Genomic DNA, 15,556 nt, shown 5'->3' with positions numbered 1-15,556 from the left:
TTAAATCAGTTTGAATGCGATTTTAGGCGAAGGGGACAATGATTTTGTTAGAAGCCAAGTTTAATTGGAAGAAAAGCACGCCTGCAGATGAAACTCAGGTGGCGGCGTTAGCCAAAGACGCAGAGATTACACCGTTTTTAGCACGCTTATTAATCAGTCGTCAACTAACCACCGTTGAACAGGCGCAGGCCTGGCTAACGCCAACGATTGAACAACTTCATGATCCTAATACGATGTTTGATATGGCTAAAGGTGTGGCCCGAATTCAAGCGGCAGTGGCCAATGGCGAACAAATTACTATCTACGGGGACTATGATGCCGATGGTTTAACGAGTACGGCTCTAATGTATGAAACACTGGCCCAATTAGGTGCTGAAGTAAATTACTACATTCCGAATCGCTTTACAGATGGCTATGGTCCAAATGTTGAGGCGTTTAATCGCCTTATTGACGCCGGTACTCAGTTATTTGTGACGGTTGATAATGGCGTCGCCGGTCATGCGGCAATTGATGCGGCAAAACAACGGCAAGTTGATGTGGTTGTCACGGATCATCACGAATTACCAGCCCAGTTACCGGATGCCTTTGCGATTATTCATCCTCGCCACCCTCAAGGACACTATCCATTTGGAGGGCTGTCTGGTGTTGGCGTGGCCTTTAAAGTTGCACAAAGTTTGTTAGAAGCTTCAGCAGATGAGTTAAGCGACGCATTGGATTTAGTCGCCATTGGTGAAATCGCTGATTTAGTGCCCTTAACTGATGAGAATCATGCACTAGTAAAATTTGGACTGCAAGTCATCAGTCAAACGCAACGCCCCGGGTTAATTGCCTTAATGAAAGCGGCTGGGATTGACGCAACTACAATCAATGAAGAACACGTTGGTTTTGGGATTGCACCTCGCTTGAATGCCGTAGGACGTTTAGGGGACGCAAATCCGGCGGTTGAACTGTTAACGACTTTAGATGAAGATCGAGCCAATGAGTTAGCGAAACAAGTTAATCAACAAAATGAGGTGCGTCAAGAGTTGGTTAAAACAATTAGCACAGATGCGCTTACGCAAGCTGAGGCGCCTGAAAATCAGTCACAACCGGTCCTAGTTATTCATGGTCAAGGATGGCATGAAGGGGTTTTGGGGATCGTTGCTAGTAAAGTCGTCGAGGCAACGCATAAACCGACATTGGTGTTAAGTGACAATCCGGATCAAGGCACACTGAAAGGTTCCGGGCGCAGTATTAAGGGCTTTGATCTGTTTGCCGCTTTAAATCCGATTCGTGACCATTTAGTGGCTTTTGGTGGACATGCAATGGCTTGTGGCCTAACCGTGGCACAGACGCAGTTGAATTTACTGACGCAGACATTGATCGACGCCGGGAAAAGCCAAGCCATCGATGTCGACCAAAGGGCAACTTTGTCAGTAACAGCGACACTTGCGGCCAATGAAATAACTGAATCAGCCTATCAGGAAGTTCAACAATTGGGACCATTTGGTATGGACAATCCCCAGCCAATTTTTGAGATTCGGCCGAGCCGTGTTGATAATATCAAAACGATGGGATCCGCAAAGAATCATTTAAAATTCATGTTAGTCGACGATCAGCAAACGTCGGTGCCAGCCATTGCTTTTGGTTTTGGGGATGCGATAGTGCAGGTTGCGGCTAACCCGGAGGATATTTCCGTTATTGGTACGCTTTCTGCTAATAGTTGGCAAGGGCGGACAACCTATCAATTGATGGTGAAAGACATTCAGGTGGAAGGGGTCGCCATTGTATTGACCCGAACTAACAATCTGACGAAGCCTTTGTTTGCCCGACCGGCGACTTATTTATTCTTCCAAGGTAAACTGGCTGATCAGTTACAGCCTTATTTGTCCGAAGGTGCCAAGGTAATTCGAGTTGGCGTGGATGAGTTACCGGCGATCATTAAAGATTTGGTCATTGTAGATTGCCCACCAGCGTTAACGGATCTTCAACAGGTTTTAGCTGCGACACAGGTAGCTGAGCTGACAACCTATTTCTATGAACGGGATTCAGCTTTTTTGAGTGGGATGCCAAGCCGGGCTGAATATGGCAAATTATTTAGCTTTGTCAAAACACATCAAAACGTTGATGTGGGGCACCAGATGGCAGTCCTCGCCGATTTTTTAAAGATTGATTTGAACAAGTTGATTTTCATGATTCAGCTGTTTTTTGAAGCTGGGTTTGTTAGAATAGAATCTGGTGTGATGAACGGCATCAGCGATCCAAAGCCTGCAAAATTATCAGAGATGGTAGCATATCATCAGCGGCTACAGCGGATTGATGCGGAAGAAAAATTGCTGTATTCAAAGGGCCCCCAACTAAAAGCTTGGTTGGTGGAAGCAATGAACCAGGCTGTTTAAAGGAGTGAAGAACGTGACCTTAGATTTAACCAAGTACATCGCGACAGTACCGGATTATCCAGAAAAGGGCATTATGTTTCGCGATATTTCACCGTTAATGGGGGATGGAGAAGCGTATCATCAAGCGACAGATACCATTGTTAGCTATGCTCGCGACAAGCAAGTAGACATGGTGGTTGGACCTGAATCGCGCGGCTTTATTGTCGGCTGTCCAGTGGCCTACGAATTAGGCATTGGGTTTGCGCCAGCTCGCAAAAAGGGCAAGCTACCCCGTAAGACAATTAAGGCTGATTATGCTTTAGAGTATGGAACAGCCTCACTCTACATGCACGATGACGCAATTCAACCCGGCCAAAGGGTACTAGTCACCGATGATATCTTAGCAACTGGTGGCACTATCGAAGCAACAATCAAGCTTGTCGAACAACTTGGTGGCGTGGTGGTTGGTTGTGCTTTCTTACTTCAATTAAAAGAATTGAATGGGTTAGCAAAGTTAAAGGATTACGATACGTTGGTTTTGATGGATTATTAGTTAAAAAAGCATTCACTGATTTAAAAAATCGGTGAATGCTTTTTTAACAGAACATATGAATTCGAATCGGTGAGAATAGCATTTTTTAATTTCCTAGTGATTTCAAAAATACACCAAGTGCTCAGCAAAAAAAATTAAGAAGAGCAGATCATTTATGTTTGGATATCTCAGCTTCAAAATCACTCAGCATCTAGTTACAAAAAAGCAAACAGATTCCTGACATCGAGGGAATCTGTTTGCTTTTCTGTAACCGTTTAACAACGGTCTAATTAAGGAGAGTACAGGAATTGAACCTGCGCGCCCGCTCAACACGGGTTCGACGGATTTCGAGTCCGTTGCATTACCACTCTGCCAACTCTCCAAAGCATGTCGCAAGTAATAGTATAACAATCACAGATTTGACTGTAAAGGCATCAGCGGTTAAAGTTAATGAACGGTTTGAAAATAAATTTACCAATCACTTCGAAAATAAATGAGGCAAGAATAATGAAAGTTGGTATCGATAAAATGGGGTTTTACACCCCACAATATTTTTTGGATATGACCGATCTGGCCAATGCTCGTGGCGATGATCCGGATAAGTATCATATCGGAATTGGACAATCACAAATGGCGGTCGTCCCGATTACCCAAGACGTGGTCACCATGGCAGCTAATGCAGCGGCTCAAATTCTGACCGATGAGGATCGTTCGACTATCGATTTGATCTTATTCGCAACTGAATCAGGAATTGATAACTCCAAAGCTGCTGCAATTTACCTACAGCATTTACTGGGGCTTACCGAACATACTCGGGCAATTGAGGTCAAAGAAGCCTGTTACTCGGCGACCGCCGCTTTACAGTTAGGCAAAGATTATCTACTTGTCCATCCCAAACGTCGCGTACTCGTCTTAGCAGCTGACATTGCGCGCTACGGCTTGAAGACTTCCGGTGAAATTACTCAGGGCGCCGGTGCTGTGGCAATGGTAATGAGCGAGAATCCGACAATTTTGGCGTTAAGCAATGAGAGCACATATTTAACCCGAGATGTGATGGACTTTTGGCGCCCTGTCTATGCCACGGAGGCCCGCGTGGATGGCCATTACTCCGCTAATATTTATATCGACTTCTTCCAAGATATTTGGCACCGATTCACGCAAACTTACCATCATCAATTGTCAGATTATCAGGCCCTGTTATTCCATTTGCCATTTTCAAAAATGGGGTTAAAAGCATTACGTACGGTTCTACCTGAAACCGACTCTGACAATGCTGAACAATTAACCAGTAATTTTGAACAAGCCCGAGTTTGGAATCGGCGAGTGGGTAATTTATACACAGGCTCACTTTACTTGAGTTTACTATCGCTCTTAGCAAATGGTGATCTAACTGGGGGCGCTTCACTGGGTTTATTCAGCTATGGCTCTGGCGCCGAAGGAGAATTTTTCACTGGGACATTGCAGCCCAATTATCGAACCGGCTTCAACCAAGTTGAAATTGAACAGTTGTTAGACATGCGGCACCAGGTAGATGTCCCAACCTATGAGCAAATGTTTTTGACGCAATTGCCGACGGATGGGTCAACCCAGTTGAATAATATCAGCGAGGATCCCAGTCGATTTGTATTGGCAGGGGTCAAAGAAGAACAGCGACAATATCGTGAACAAAACTAATCCTAAACACAATCTTGAATTCCGCGATTCAATGAAAAAATGAGCTAATTCCAGCTGTATAAGGAATTAGCTCATTTTTTAGGCTTAAGTTAAATCTAGCCATTTTTACTTTGTAAAATCTGTGACAGTCTGTCCATTTTTGGCACTGTAGAGAACTTTACCGTTTTGGTCCGGGCTAACCAAGGTGATTGTGTAATCAGCTTGCAGCGACTTGCTAACGTTGGCCGATGATTTTCTGAAATTCTCTGTTAGCGTTGGCCATTGGGCTTGTTCAGCTTGGCTTGGTGTTGCTTCCAACGCTTCTAATGCCTTAACCGTATCAGCATTAGTTGGCGTGATTGTATATGTTTTACTATCAGCCGCAAAAGTTACTTTCCCAAAATTGGCGAAAGCCGTTCCAAGTTGCTTGGTCATCTGCTGTTCAGCGTTAGAACGGGCAGCGCTTTTTTGTGACTCTGTTTCACCGTTAATTACAGTCCCAGTTGGATTAAACGTTGAGGCAGCCTTGGTTAATGAGGACTGTTGGGCTGCCTTCGTTTGCGAACTGGTTTTTTTCTGTGAAGCGGCAGCTTTTTTTGCTTGCTGTTGCGCTTCACGGTGCTGCGCTGGTAAATGAATCGCACCATACCCGGTAGCTAGAGCAAAAATAACCACTAAAAAAGTGGCAAACCGCCAAGTGTGATAACTCTGGACGGAATTGAGCAAATAAAAAATTGCCAAAATTAAGGCAATGCCACCGAAAACTGTTAAATAAATCATGCCAAATCCTCTTTCCGTAACTTTTGCTGAAATCATTTTAACATGTTCCTCCTTAAGTAAAAAGTGAACTTTTTACAAACAGGATTAGTGTGCCTGGTTAGGCAACCAGTTTATTGCATTTTAAAAGGAGCGGTTACTAACTATAATGTTCTTGAATTAGAACGATATTTGGTTTAATTAACACAAATTATTTTTAATTAGGTAAAAATAAAAAACGATAAAGTTTTAGTTTACGCTTATGTTCGTCTTTTGGTACAATGACTATACTAATTTTAGGAGGCAACACATTGAAATCAATTTATTTAGCGAGCCCATTTTTTGATGAAGAACAAATCGACCGGGTTAAGCGAGTTGAGCAAGCACTTGCTGATAATAAAACCGTTGGCGATGTTTTTAGTCCACGCTTATCACAATTTCCAGATTTAACATTTGGAAGTGAGGAGTGGCAAACAACGGCGTATCAGCATGATTTAAACCACCTCAATGCTGCAGATATGGTTGTCGCCGTTGCAGACTTTACCGATGATTCTGTCGACAGTGGGACCGCATTTGAAATTGGCTATGCGGTGGCCCAGGGGAAGCCAGTTGTGCTGCTACATGAAAAGTCAGGGCTTGTCAATTTAATGTTGATTCAAGGTGCAACAACTTATACAACGGATGCGATGGCCATTAAGACGCTAGATTTTAACGATTTACCGCACACGAGTTATACGGGTGATATTCAGTAAGCGAGCGGCGTTTTAAATGACAAGGAAACAAAAATCCTTCCATACGCGGAAGGATTTTTGTTTGGCTCAATTTTAGAAATAAGGCGAACTAATAGATTGCATCTCGGTATAGACCGACAACCTTGCCTAAGATCGTCACATTGTTTAAAATAATCGGCGCCATTTCATCATTTTCAGGTTGAAGCCGGTAATGGTCCGATTCCTTGAAGAAGCGTTTGCAAGTAGCTTCATTTTCGTCGGTCATGGCAATGACGATATCACCATTATCTGCATTTTGCTGGCGACGAACAATTACTCGATCGCCAGTTAAGATGCCCATGTTGATCATGCTATCCCCGCGGATTGTTAACATGAAAAGATCACCATCGTAGTCAGATAATTCTGGCGGGATCGGGAAGAAGTCAGTCGCTTCTTGAACCGCTAAAATTGGTTCACCAGCAGCGACAACACCAAGCAACGGAATTTCATTAGGCGTCGTTGAGACACCAAGTGCGATTAACCCATCATCGGTTAGTTCAATGGCTCTAGGTTTAGTGGGATCTTTGACGAGTAGCCCTTTTTTTTGTAAGCGATCGATATGACCGTGAACCGTTGAAGTTGAGGATAGGTCAACGGCCTCGCCAATCTCACGGACGGTCGGCGGATAGCCTTTCTCGCTGACCCGATCGTAGATGAAACGAAGGACCGCCATTTGTTTAGTTTCTGCATTCTTAGACATTTCTGATACCTCATTGGATTTTTTACGAACATTCAGTCCTAGCACGACGTTGCTGATTAAACCCAAGGTGGGTAGGAAGTTTGATCCCCTCAACACTTGCTGATACATCAAATTTAGCACATGAAAAACGTTGGGTCAAACAAATGTTCGGTCGGCAGCGAATCTTTTGGGAATTGTAGAAACCAAGCGTATAATGTATTTTAAAAGTTGAAGGTGGATGTTCCGATCCACTCGTAAAGGAGACCATCAATGGATGCAGAAAAACTGCGAGCACGAATTAACGAACTAGCCCACAAAGAGAAAAGTGAAGGACTGTCTGACGCTGAAAAAACCGAACAAAAGAAATTACGTCAAGAATTTCTTGCCAACTTTAGAAAAGCGTTTAAGTCACAAGTCGAAATGTTACAGGTGTTTGACGATGAAGGCAATGAAGTGACCCCTGAAAAAGTTAAAAAGGTTCAACGAGATAAAGGACTCCGTGATGATTAATTTAAGATCTTTTTATAGGTAAAGGGTTTTCAAGCGGTCCTTACTTGTGTAATATAGTTTGATGTAAATCATTATTGTAAAGGGGGGTATCTTGATGTCAACAGGGTTATGGATTTTGATCGTGATTATTGCCGCGATCGCCGGTGTAATTGGCGGCTTTTTCTTTGCACGCCGTTATATGCAAAACTACCTGAAGAACAATCCTCCGATTACTGAAGACATGTTGCGCAGTATGATGCTACAAATGGGGCAGAAGCCTTCTGAAAAGAAGCTGAAGCAGATGCTAGCAACGATGCAGGCACAGTCACGTAAGAGTTAATGTTATTGTAATTGATTAAACGGGCGGATTAATTTCTGTCCGTTTTTTTGTCTAGTTACACAAGCCTGTTGTCTGCGCCTAGCCCAGTCTTACCAGTTGGCCCAGATCGCCAACAGTTAAGTCTCAGCTAGTGCTCGACACCACCCAGCTTGTTTCACCTTGAGGCCTTTGTCTAGTTACACAAGCCTGTTGTCTGTGCCTAGCCCAGACTTACCAGTTGGCCCAGATCGCCAACAGTTAAGTCTCAGCTAGTGCTCGACACCACCCGGCTTGTTTCACCTTGAGGTCTTTGTCTAGTTACACAAGCCTGTTGTCTGAGCCTAGCCCAGAATGATTTCACCCTGGTCGTTAAGAAAGTAGGGATCACTTTGTCAATTTTTAGGAAATTAGCTTGGTATTTTAAGCAGGAACGGCGCCTTTATTTTTGGGGTGTGTTTGGTCTGTTGATGACGGCCGTTTTAGGAATTATTCCGCCACGAATTATCGGGAATTTAGTTGATTTAATGAATCGGAAACACTTGAGCGGCGGCCGTCTTACCCGTGATCTTCTCTTAATGACAGTTATTGCCATAGCATCATATGCCGCGAGATATTTGTGGCGGATATCGATTTGGGGTGGCGCAGCAAAGCTGGAAAAAACCTTGCGGGAACGGTTATACGCTCATTTCATGGTTATGGATACTGCCTTTTATCAGCGTTACCGAACCGGCGATCTAATGGCGCATGCAACTAACGATTTGTCCGCAATTCAGCGGGTTGCTGGAGGTGGCATTTTACAATTTGCTGATTCAATCATTACCGGCGGCACGACCCTGATTGCCATGATGGCGCTTGTTAACTGGCGTTTGACCATCATCGCGGTTCTCCCACTGCCACTAATTGCTTTGGTCGCTCGTTATCTGGGAACAAAGATTCATCTAGCTTTTGGTGAATCACAGGCGGCTTTCTCGAATTTGAACAATAAAGCGCAGGAAAGTATTGAAGGCATTAAAGTTATCAAGACGCTTGGACAAGAACGTGAAGATGAAGTTGACTTTGAACAACAAGTCACTAAGACGATTGCCATTAACCGGCGAACTAATTGGTTAGATGCGTTATTTGACCCGCTAATTACGGTGATTATTGGGCTGTCGTACGTCGCAACGATTATTCTTGGGGGACGCTATGTCACGACACAAGTGATCACAGTGGGACAACTAGTGACCTTTATTGCTTATGTGGGAATGTTGGTCTGGCCAATGTTTGCGATTGGACAATTATTCAATACGATGGAGCGGGGGAATGCCTCCTATGATCGGGTTAATTTCCTACTACATGAACGTTCAGAAATCATCGAGAACACTAACGGCGTTTCACAGCCAGCCCATGGCGATTTAAATGTGCAGATTAATGCATTTAGCTATCCCAATGATGAAGCTTTGCGCCTTCAAAATATTGATTTTCAACTATCGGCTGGGCACACTTTGGGAATCGTTGGTCGAGTGGGCGCTGGGAAAACGTCCATATTGAAGCTTCTCTTGCGTCAATTTGATCATTACGATGGTCAAATTGACTTTGGCGGGCATGATATTCGTGATTATACATTGGACGCATACATTCATGCTTTAGGTTATGTACCGCAAGATAATTTTCTGTTTTCCACATCGATTCGGGAAAATATTGCATTTGCCAATCCGGATATTGGTGACGACGAAGTCAGAGCGGCGGCGTACACAGCGGCGTTTGACGAAGATGTTATTGGTATGCCTGACGGGTATCAAACACAGGTCGGCGAAGAAGGGGTGTCATTATCTGGTGGGCAAAAACAACGGCTAGCCATTGCGCGGGCATTGGTTATTAACCCGGAGTTGCTAATTTTAGATGACGCGTTGTCAGCTGTGGATGCCAAAACAGAGGCGCAAATCTTAATGCGTCTAGGCGAGAAACGGGCTGATAAAACGACAATCATCGCCGCACACCGCTTGAGTTCGGTAATTAATGCGGACGAAATTATCGTTCTCGATGACGGAAAAATCATTGAGCGCGGGAATCACAACACCCTAATGGCGGCTAACGGCTGGTATAAGCGAATGTATGATCAACAACAACTGGCCGATTCAATTGGAGGAGGTAACGATTAATGGCTCAAAATCATCAGTCTGCTTGGTCCAAAAGCATGTCTTTGAAAGAGCAGCGCATTGTTATCAAGCGTTTATTACCGTATGCGGCTCCCTATAAATGGGATTTTATCTGGGCCATCATTTTTGCCTTTGCGGTTAGTTTGATTAACATTCTTTTGCCGAAGTTAATGCAGACCTACATGAACCAATACTTACGGGTTAATAATGCAGCATTACGTGTCGTCTTATTTTTTGCCGGTTTTTATTTTTTGGGTACGTTGATTAAAGCGATTTTTCAATTTGGCCAAGAGTTTTTATATGCAATGGGTGGGGAACGCATGTTAGAAAATGTGCGAGTTCAGCTCTTTCGCAAGTTACATCGATTAGGCATGCGCTATTTTGATCAAGTACCAGCTGGATCAATCTTATCGCGACTGACAAATGATACGATGTCTTTCCAAACGTTTTGGGCGCTATTTGCAGCTGCAATTGTGGCTTTATTTTCTGTCGTGACGTCTTTTTATGCGATGTATACCACTAATGCGCGCATTGCCTTGGTCGTGTTGGCATTCTTACCGTTCCTCGGTTTAGTGATTTGGTATTATCAGCATTTCAGCAGCCGGGTCTATCGAAGTATGAGAGAGCGTTTGAGTGAATTGAATGCTAAATTGGCTGAATCGATTACGGGGATTAGCGTGATTCAAGAGTTTCGCCAGGAGCGCCGCATGAACGCTGAATTTGATCAAACAAATGATGCTTACTTTGCGACTCGCCAAGCGATGATTAGCACTAATTCTCTCTTGCTGGGGCCAATTATTGACCTCTTGTTCGCTTTGGGCGAAGTTGCGGTATTGTGGATGTTTGGCATTAACGCACTCCATCATTTTGTTTTGGCGGGGACAATTTACGCGTTTATCCAATATCTCAATAATTTTTATAACCCAATGGCGAATATGATGGATTCGTTATCTGATTTTCAAGATGGCGTGGTGGCCGGATCGCGGGTGTTGAAAATTATGGATGACCAAACATATGCGCCCACTCAACGTCCCGTCGCAGGCGCGCATGTTACACGTGGCAAGATCGAATTTCGTCACGTTAATTTTAGTTATGATGGCGAACATGATGTCTTACATGACGTTTCGTTTACTGTGGAGCCAGGGCAAACATTAGCCCTAGTGGGTCACACTGGTTCGGGAAAATCATCGACCATTAATGTCTTAATGCGATTTTACGAATACGATTCAGGCGAAGTCTTGGTTGATGATCGCGATATTCGTGAGTATGATTTAGCTGAATTGCGGCAACAATTTGGGTTGGTTTTGCAGGATCCATTCATGTTTTATGGCGATATTGCTTCAAATATTCGCATGTTCGATGATTCAATTAGTGACGAGCAAGTTGAAGCGGCCGCCCGATTTGTCTCAGCCGACGAGTTTATCAATCAGCTCCCGGGAAAGTATCACGCGCGAGTGATCGAGCGCGGAAAGAGTTATTCCGGGGGGCAACGGCAATTGATTTCATTTGCAAGAACGGTTGCTCATGATCCCAAGATTTTAATTCTGGACGAAGCGACCGCCGATATTGATACGGAGACGGAAGCCTTAATTCAGGACGGCTTAGCTAAGCTACGGACCGGACGGACGACGATCGCAATTGCCCATCGACTGTCGACTATTCGTGATGCTGATCAAATTTTAGTGTTGGATCATGGACGAATTGTTGAACATGGAAACCATGAAACTTTGTTAGCCCAACGCGGTCGTTACTATGATATGTATCGCTTGCAAACTACAGTAGATGGTGATGATCGCGCAGCATTATTACATGAATCACAAGATTAGCGCTCTGATACACTAAGCTAAGTCACAAATAAGCCGCCCTTTCTTGTCAGGACGGCTTGTTTGTGGTTTAAAGGAACTAATTAATTTAGTGGTGCTTGGTCTCCGCTTTTGTTTCTGCGGCAATTTTAGCCTGGTAGGCAGCTTGTTCTTTTTGATTTGGATCAACATAGTGGAAATGTGGATCGATTTCCTGATCTAATGCGTCGAACGCTGCTTGGAGTTTGGCATCGACTTGTTGTTGGCCCGCTTCATCAAGTTTGAACTTACGATCGATCATGATTGGATCGCCAAAGCTAACGGTGGTGGTCCGACGAGAAAATAAGGCGCGAAATGTTAATGGGCCTTGATAGACCGTGGGAATTAAGGGTACCCCCGCTAATTTGGCAATGACGATGGCGCCGCCTTTCATCTCGCTGGAGTGGCGGGTCCCAGAAGGAAAGATAATTGTGGATAGTTCGCCAGCTTTCAATAATTTTACCGGTGTTTTAATTGCCGAAGGCCCCGGATTGTCCCGGTCGACTGGATAGGCATTGGCATGAACTAAAATGAAACGAATGATTGGATTCTTAAAGAGTTCTTTTTTGGCCATAAAGGAAAATTTGCGTGGGGCGGCACCCACCGCGTAGTAAATTGGATCAAACCAAGTCCGATGGGGGCCAACCAGAATATAGGTGCCCTTTGGTAGGCGATCTTTATGCAAATAATGTGGTCGACCATTGATGAGCCAGAGAATGAGTCGGACAATGGCTCGCATGAATGAGTAAAACACAAGCATTCCTCCATTAATATAAGTCAACTGATTGAAATATACACGATCGTGGGTCTCATTTGCGCCATCGTTGTTGCTGGAGCCTAATAGGCTTGCTTTTTTAACAATAGACCGTAATAATCTGATAGAAGTATGAACATTTGCGCGTTTAAATGCAAGTTAGATTAACGACCATATAATCATTACAGCAAGTTTTCTAAAAAGGAGTTCAGAAGTTAAATGGAGCAGTCGGAGTTAAAAAGTGGCGAACGTATTGATCAACTCTACGGTGCGGATATTTCGATTATTCAGAATTCAGCGGTGTTTTCGTTTTCATTAGATGCCGTTTTGCTAGCTGATTTTGCACAACCTGATCGAACACGCCGTGGTTTGACGGTGGATTTATGCGCTGGTAATGGAGCCGTCGGTTTGTTTTTCAGTCACAAGACGGCTGGGGCAATTCATCTGATTGAAATTCAACCTAAATTAGTAGATATGGCGCAGCGTTCGGTTGCCTTAAATCAGTTGACCGAGCAAGTTACGGTTCACCACCTAGATTTAGCGCAGGCAACAAACGTTATTAAACCAGATTCTGCCAGTGTTGTGACGTGTAATCCACCGTATTTTCCGAACCAGCCATTGTCCCAGAAAAATCCTAATCCGCATTTAGCCATTGCCCGGCATGAAATCGCTACGACTTTGGCTCAAGTCGTTGAAACCACTGCCAGTTTGCTTAAAATGTCGGGCCATGCCTACTTTGTGTTTCGACCAGATCGTTTTTTAGAAATGATGACCACTTTAACTACTCATCGGTTAATGCCCAAGCGAGTGCAATTTGTGTACCCCAAACCTAATCGTCCAGCGAATATGTTCTTAGTGGATGCGATTAAAGATGGCCGGTCAGGCGGCTTGACGATTTTACCGCCATTAACAGTGGCAGATGATGCTGGAACGTATATTGGGCACGTCGCCCAATTGTTGTATGGTCCAGAGGGACGGCGACCACAGCATGGCTAAGCCTTACTATTTTTATGTCATTTTATGTGCGGACCAGTCGCTATACGGCGGCTTTACAGACGATGTCGGTCGACGTTTTGCCACGCATCAAGCTGGACAAGGGGCAAAATATACTCGACCAAAATTTCGACATCCTTTGCGGTTATTGTACGCCGAGGCCTTTCCCGACAAATCGAGTGCTTTAAAGGCCGAATATGCGTTTAAGCATCAATCACGGGCCAAAAAAATTGCGTTTCTGCATGAGCATGGCATCAGTGTTGGTTAATATTTTTGGATTTAATGCAAACGTTCCCGGTAGTTTAGCTTGTCAGCGCGGCGGTTGTTTGCTATACTGATTGACGGTTTAAAGCCAATTCACACTCAACGTGATGACTGCTTCGTTGCTTAGGGATAAGTGAGGTGGTCAAATGAGCGTTGGGGAGGACAAAACATTTTTGGAGGATTTAACACATGGCTGTTATTTCAATGAAACAATTGCTTGAAGCTGGTGTGCACTTTGGTCACCAGACCCGTCGCTGGAACCCTAAGATGAAGCCGTACATCTTCACGGAACGTAACGGAATCTATATCATCGATTTACAAAAAACGGTGAAGATGGCTGACGTTGCTTATAATTTCGTGAAGGATGAAGCTGCAAAGGGTGGCAACATTTTATTTGTTGGAACCAAGAAGCAAGCCCAAGACTCTATTGAAGAAGAAGCAACTCGTGCTGGTATGTACTACGTTAACCACCGTTGGCTTGGTGGGACGTTGACTAACTGGAACACGATTCAAACGCGGATCAAACGTTTGAAAGATTTAAAGAAAATGGCCGAAGACGGTACCTTTGATCGTCTCCCTAAGAAGGAAGTTGCCCTTTTAACGAAGCAACGTGAAAAGCTTGAGAAATTCTTGGGTGGGATTGAAGATATGCCTGGCGTGCCTGATGTAATGTTCATCGTTGACCCACGTAAGGAACAAATTGCGGTCCAAGAAGCCCACAAGTTAAATATTCCAATCGTAGCTATGGTTGACACGAATACGGATCCAGATGATATCGACTACATTATCCCATCAAACGACGACGCAATTCGTGCGATTCGTTTGATTTCATCAAAGATGGCCGATGCTGTGATCGAGGGACGTCAAGGCGAAGACCAAGGCGCCGATGACCAACAAGCTGCTAAACGTGGTGATTCGATGGAAGACATCGTTGAAGCCGTTGAAGGCGACAATCAACAAGCAAACAACTAAGCGTAAACCTTAGGCTGTCTATCAGTTAAGACCGTTGTGGCCTGAGATTGATAGGCGGCTTTTTTCTAAAACTTATCAAACATAAATGAGGAGGCCATTTCACATGGCAGTTACAGCAGCTCAAGTTAAAGCATTACGCGAAAAGACCGGTGTCGGGATCATGGATGCGAAGAAGGCCTTAGTTGCCACAGATGGGGACGAAGCCAAAGCGCTCGACTTCCTTAGGGAAAAAGGGATTGCCAAGGCCGAAAAGAAGAGTGATCGGATTGCGGCTGAAGGTTTGGCCGAAGTTGCCGTCCATGGCAACAATGCGGCGATCGTTGAATTGAACTCGGAGACGGATTTCGTTGCCTCCAATGATACGTTTAAGGACTTATTGAAGACGGTTAGTGACCAGATTGCTCTGGAACAACCGGCTGATGTGGAGACCGCCTTGAAGTTAAAGGCTAGTGAAACAGAAAGCCTTAATGATGCCATCATTGCGGCAACACAAGTGACTGGCGAAAAGATTAGCCTTCGTCGCTTCGCAGTCGTTACCAAGACTGATGATCAAGTCTTTGGTTCATACCTACACATGGGTGGTTCGATTGCTTCTTTGGTTGTTTTGGAAGGCGGCGACGCTGAAACTGCTAAGGATGTTGCGATGCATGTGGCCGCAATTAACCCTGAATACGTTGATCGTACCGATGTTCCAGCCGACCGTTTGGCTCATGAAAAGGATGTCTTGTCTAAAGAAGACGACCTCGCAGGCAAACCAGACAACATTAAGCAGCGGATGGTTGATGGCCGATTAAACAAGTGGTTAGCCGAGATCTCATTGAACGACCAACCATTTGTTAAAGATGGTGATCAAACTGTTGATCAATATGTCTCATCTAAGAATGCCAAGGTTGTCTCATTCATTCGTTACCAAGTTGGCGAAGGAATGGAAAAGAAGAGTGATGACTTTGTTGATGAAGTTATGGGTCAAATCAAGTAATTGAACGGGGCGTACCTAGTGTGCGCCCTTTTTGTAAAGCAAGATTTGGTGATGTAAATC

General features: G+C 44.3%; 15 protein-coding genes and 1 tRNA gene. 12 read left to right on the top strand and 4 right to left on the bottom strand.

Annotated elements, in window-relative coordinates; genetic code table 11:
• Window positions 1-38 precede the first annotated feature (38 nt).
• Together recJ and ACKTR2_RS02320 are read left to right on the top strand one after the other, a co-directional pair.
• Complete coding sequence (recJ, locus tag ACKTR2_RS02325) at window positions 39-2,378, top strand: single-stranded-DNA-specific exonuclease RecJ (RefSeq protein WP_407882415.1); 2,340 nt, start codon at window positions 39-41, stop codon at window positions 2,376-2,378.
• Between the two features lie 13 nt (window positions 2,379-2,391).
• Complete coding sequence (locus ACKTR2_RS02320) at window positions 2,392-2,910, top strand: adenine phosphoribosyltransferase (RefSeq protein WP_407882414.1); 519 nt, start codon at window positions 2,392-2,394, stop codon at window positions 2,908-2,910.
• A 272-nt stretch (window positions 2,911-3,182) separates the two neighbouring features.
• Here ACKTR2_RS02320 and ACKTR2_RS02315 read toward each other — a convergent pair.
• Window positions 3,183-3,271, bottom strand: a tRNA-Ser gene (locus tag ACKTR2_RS02315).
• Window positions 3,272-3,396: 125 nt separating this feature from the next.
• Here ACKTR2_RS02315 and ACKTR2_RS02310 point away from each other — a divergent pair.
• Entirely contained in the window at window positions 3,397-4,563 is a 1,167-nt protein-coding gene (locus tag ACKTR2_RS02310) for a hydroxymethylglutaryl-CoA synthase (RefSeq protein ID WP_407882413.1), read from the top strand.
• A 105-nt stretch (window positions 4,564-4,668) separates the two neighbouring features.
• On the opposite strand, the gene ACKTR2_RS02305 is transcribed toward ACKTR2_RS02310, so the two are convergent.
• Window positions 4,669-5,322 (bottom strand): hypothetical protein, encoded by a 654-nt coding sequence (locus ACKTR2_RS02305; protein ID WP_407882412.1) that lies wholly within the window; start codon window positions 5,320-5,322, stop codon window positions 4,669-4,671.
• 287 nt (window positions 5,323-5,609) lie between these two features.
• On the opposite strand from ACKTR2_RS02305, the gene ACKTR2_RS02300 reads away from it, so the two are divergent.
• Window positions 5,610-6,050 carry a nucleoside 2-deoxyribosyltransferase gene (locus tag ACKTR2_RS02300; protein ID WP_407882411.1) on the top strand — a complete coding sequence of 147 codons (441 nt, stop codon included), beginning with the start codon at window positions 5,610-5,612 and terminating at the stop codon, window positions 6,048-6,050.
• An 88-nt stretch (window positions 6,051-6,138) separates the two neighbouring features.
• Here the strand turns inward: ACKTR2_RS02300 and lexA are convergent, their stop codons facing one another.
• Complete coding sequence (gene lexA / locus ACKTR2_RS02295; RefSeq protein ID WP_407882410.1) at window positions 6,139-6,768, bottom strand: transcriptional repressor LexA; 630 nt, start codon at window positions 6,766-6,768, stop codon at window positions 6,139-6,141.
• A gap of 249 nt (window positions 6,769-7,017) precedes the next feature.
• Between lexA and ACKTR2_RS02290 the strand changes: the two genes are divergently transcribed.
• The 4 genes from ACKTR2_RS02290 (at window position 7,018) to ACKTR2_RS02275 (ending at window position 11,519) form a co-directional block, all read left to right on the top strand.
• Window positions 7,018-7,257 (top strand): DUF896 domain-containing protein, encoded by a 240-nt coding sequence (locus ACKTR2_RS02290; RefSeq protein WP_407882409.1) that lies wholly within the window; start codon window positions 7,018-7,020, stop codon window positions 7,255-7,257.
• A gap of 94 nt (window positions 7,258-7,351) precedes the next feature.
• Complete coding sequence (locus tag ACKTR2_RS02285; RefSeq protein WP_407882408.1) at window positions 7,352-7,576, top strand: YneF family protein; 225 nt, start codon at window positions 7,352-7,354, stop codon at window positions 7,574-7,576.
• Window positions 7,577-7,944: 368 nt separating this feature from the next.
• Window positions 7,945-9,696 (top strand): ABC transporter ATP-binding protein, encoded by a 1,752-nt coding sequence (locus ACKTR2_RS02280; RefSeq protein WP_407882407.1) that lies wholly within the window; start codon window positions 7,945-7,947, stop codon window positions 9,694-9,696.
• Entirely contained in the window at window positions 9,696-11,519 is a 1,824-nt protein-coding gene (locus tag ACKTR2_RS02275; protein ID WP_407882406.1) for an ABC transporter ATP-binding protein, read from the top strand. The genes ACKTR2_RS02280 and ACKTR2_RS02275 overlap by 1 nt, the downstream gene beginning before the upstream one ends.
• A gap of 85 nt (window positions 11,520-11,604) precedes the next feature.
• Here ACKTR2_RS02275 and ACKTR2_RS02270 read toward each other — a convergent pair whose 3' ends face one another.
• A complete protein-coding gene (locus ACKTR2_RS02270; RefSeq protein ID WP_407882405.1) occupies window positions 11,605-12,288 on the bottom strand; it encodes a lysophospholipid acyltransferase family protein in 684 nt (227 codons plus the stop codon).
• 219 nt (window positions 12,289-12,507) lie between these two features.
• Between ACKTR2_RS02270 and ACKTR2_RS02265 the strand changes: the two genes are divergently transcribed.
• From ACKTR2_RS02265 to tsf, 4 genes are all read left to right on the top strand, one after another.
• Window positions 12,508-13,284, top strand: coding sequence for a tRNA1(Val) (adenine(37)-N6)-methyltransferase (locus ACKTR2_RS02265; RefSeq protein WP_407882404.1), 777 nt, complete (start codon window positions 12,508-12,510; stop codon window positions 13,282-13,284).
• Complete coding sequence (locus ACKTR2_RS02260) at window positions 13,277-13,549, top strand: GIY-YIG nuclease family protein (RefSeq protein WP_407882403.1); 273 nt, start codon at window positions 13,277-13,279, stop codon at window positions 13,547-13,549. Before ACKTR2_RS02265 ends, ACKTR2_RS02260 begins: the two co-directional genes overlap by 8 nt.
• Before the next feature lie 185 nt (window positions 13,550-13,734).
• Complete coding sequence (gene rpsB, locus ACKTR2_RS02255; protein ID WP_407882402.1) at window positions 13,735-14,517, top strand: 30S ribosomal protein S2; 783 nt, start codon at window positions 13,735-13,737, stop codon at window positions 14,515-14,517.
• Window positions 14,518-14,620: 103 nt separating this feature from the next.
• Entirely contained in the window at window positions 14,621-15,496 is an 876-nt protein-coding gene (gene tsf / locus ACKTR2_RS02250; RefSeq protein WP_407882401.1) for a translation elongation factor Ts, read from the top strand.
• Window positions 15,497-15,556 lie beyond the last annotated feature (60 nt).

The organism is Furfurilactobacillus curtus (assembly GCF_045862785.1).
GTDB lineage: Bacteria > Bacillota > Bacilli > Lactobacillales > Lactobacillaceae > Furfurilactobacillus > Furfurilactobacillus curtus.
Note: the sequence above shows the minus strand (reverse complement) of the source record. Positions and strands in the feature narration are given on the sequence as shown.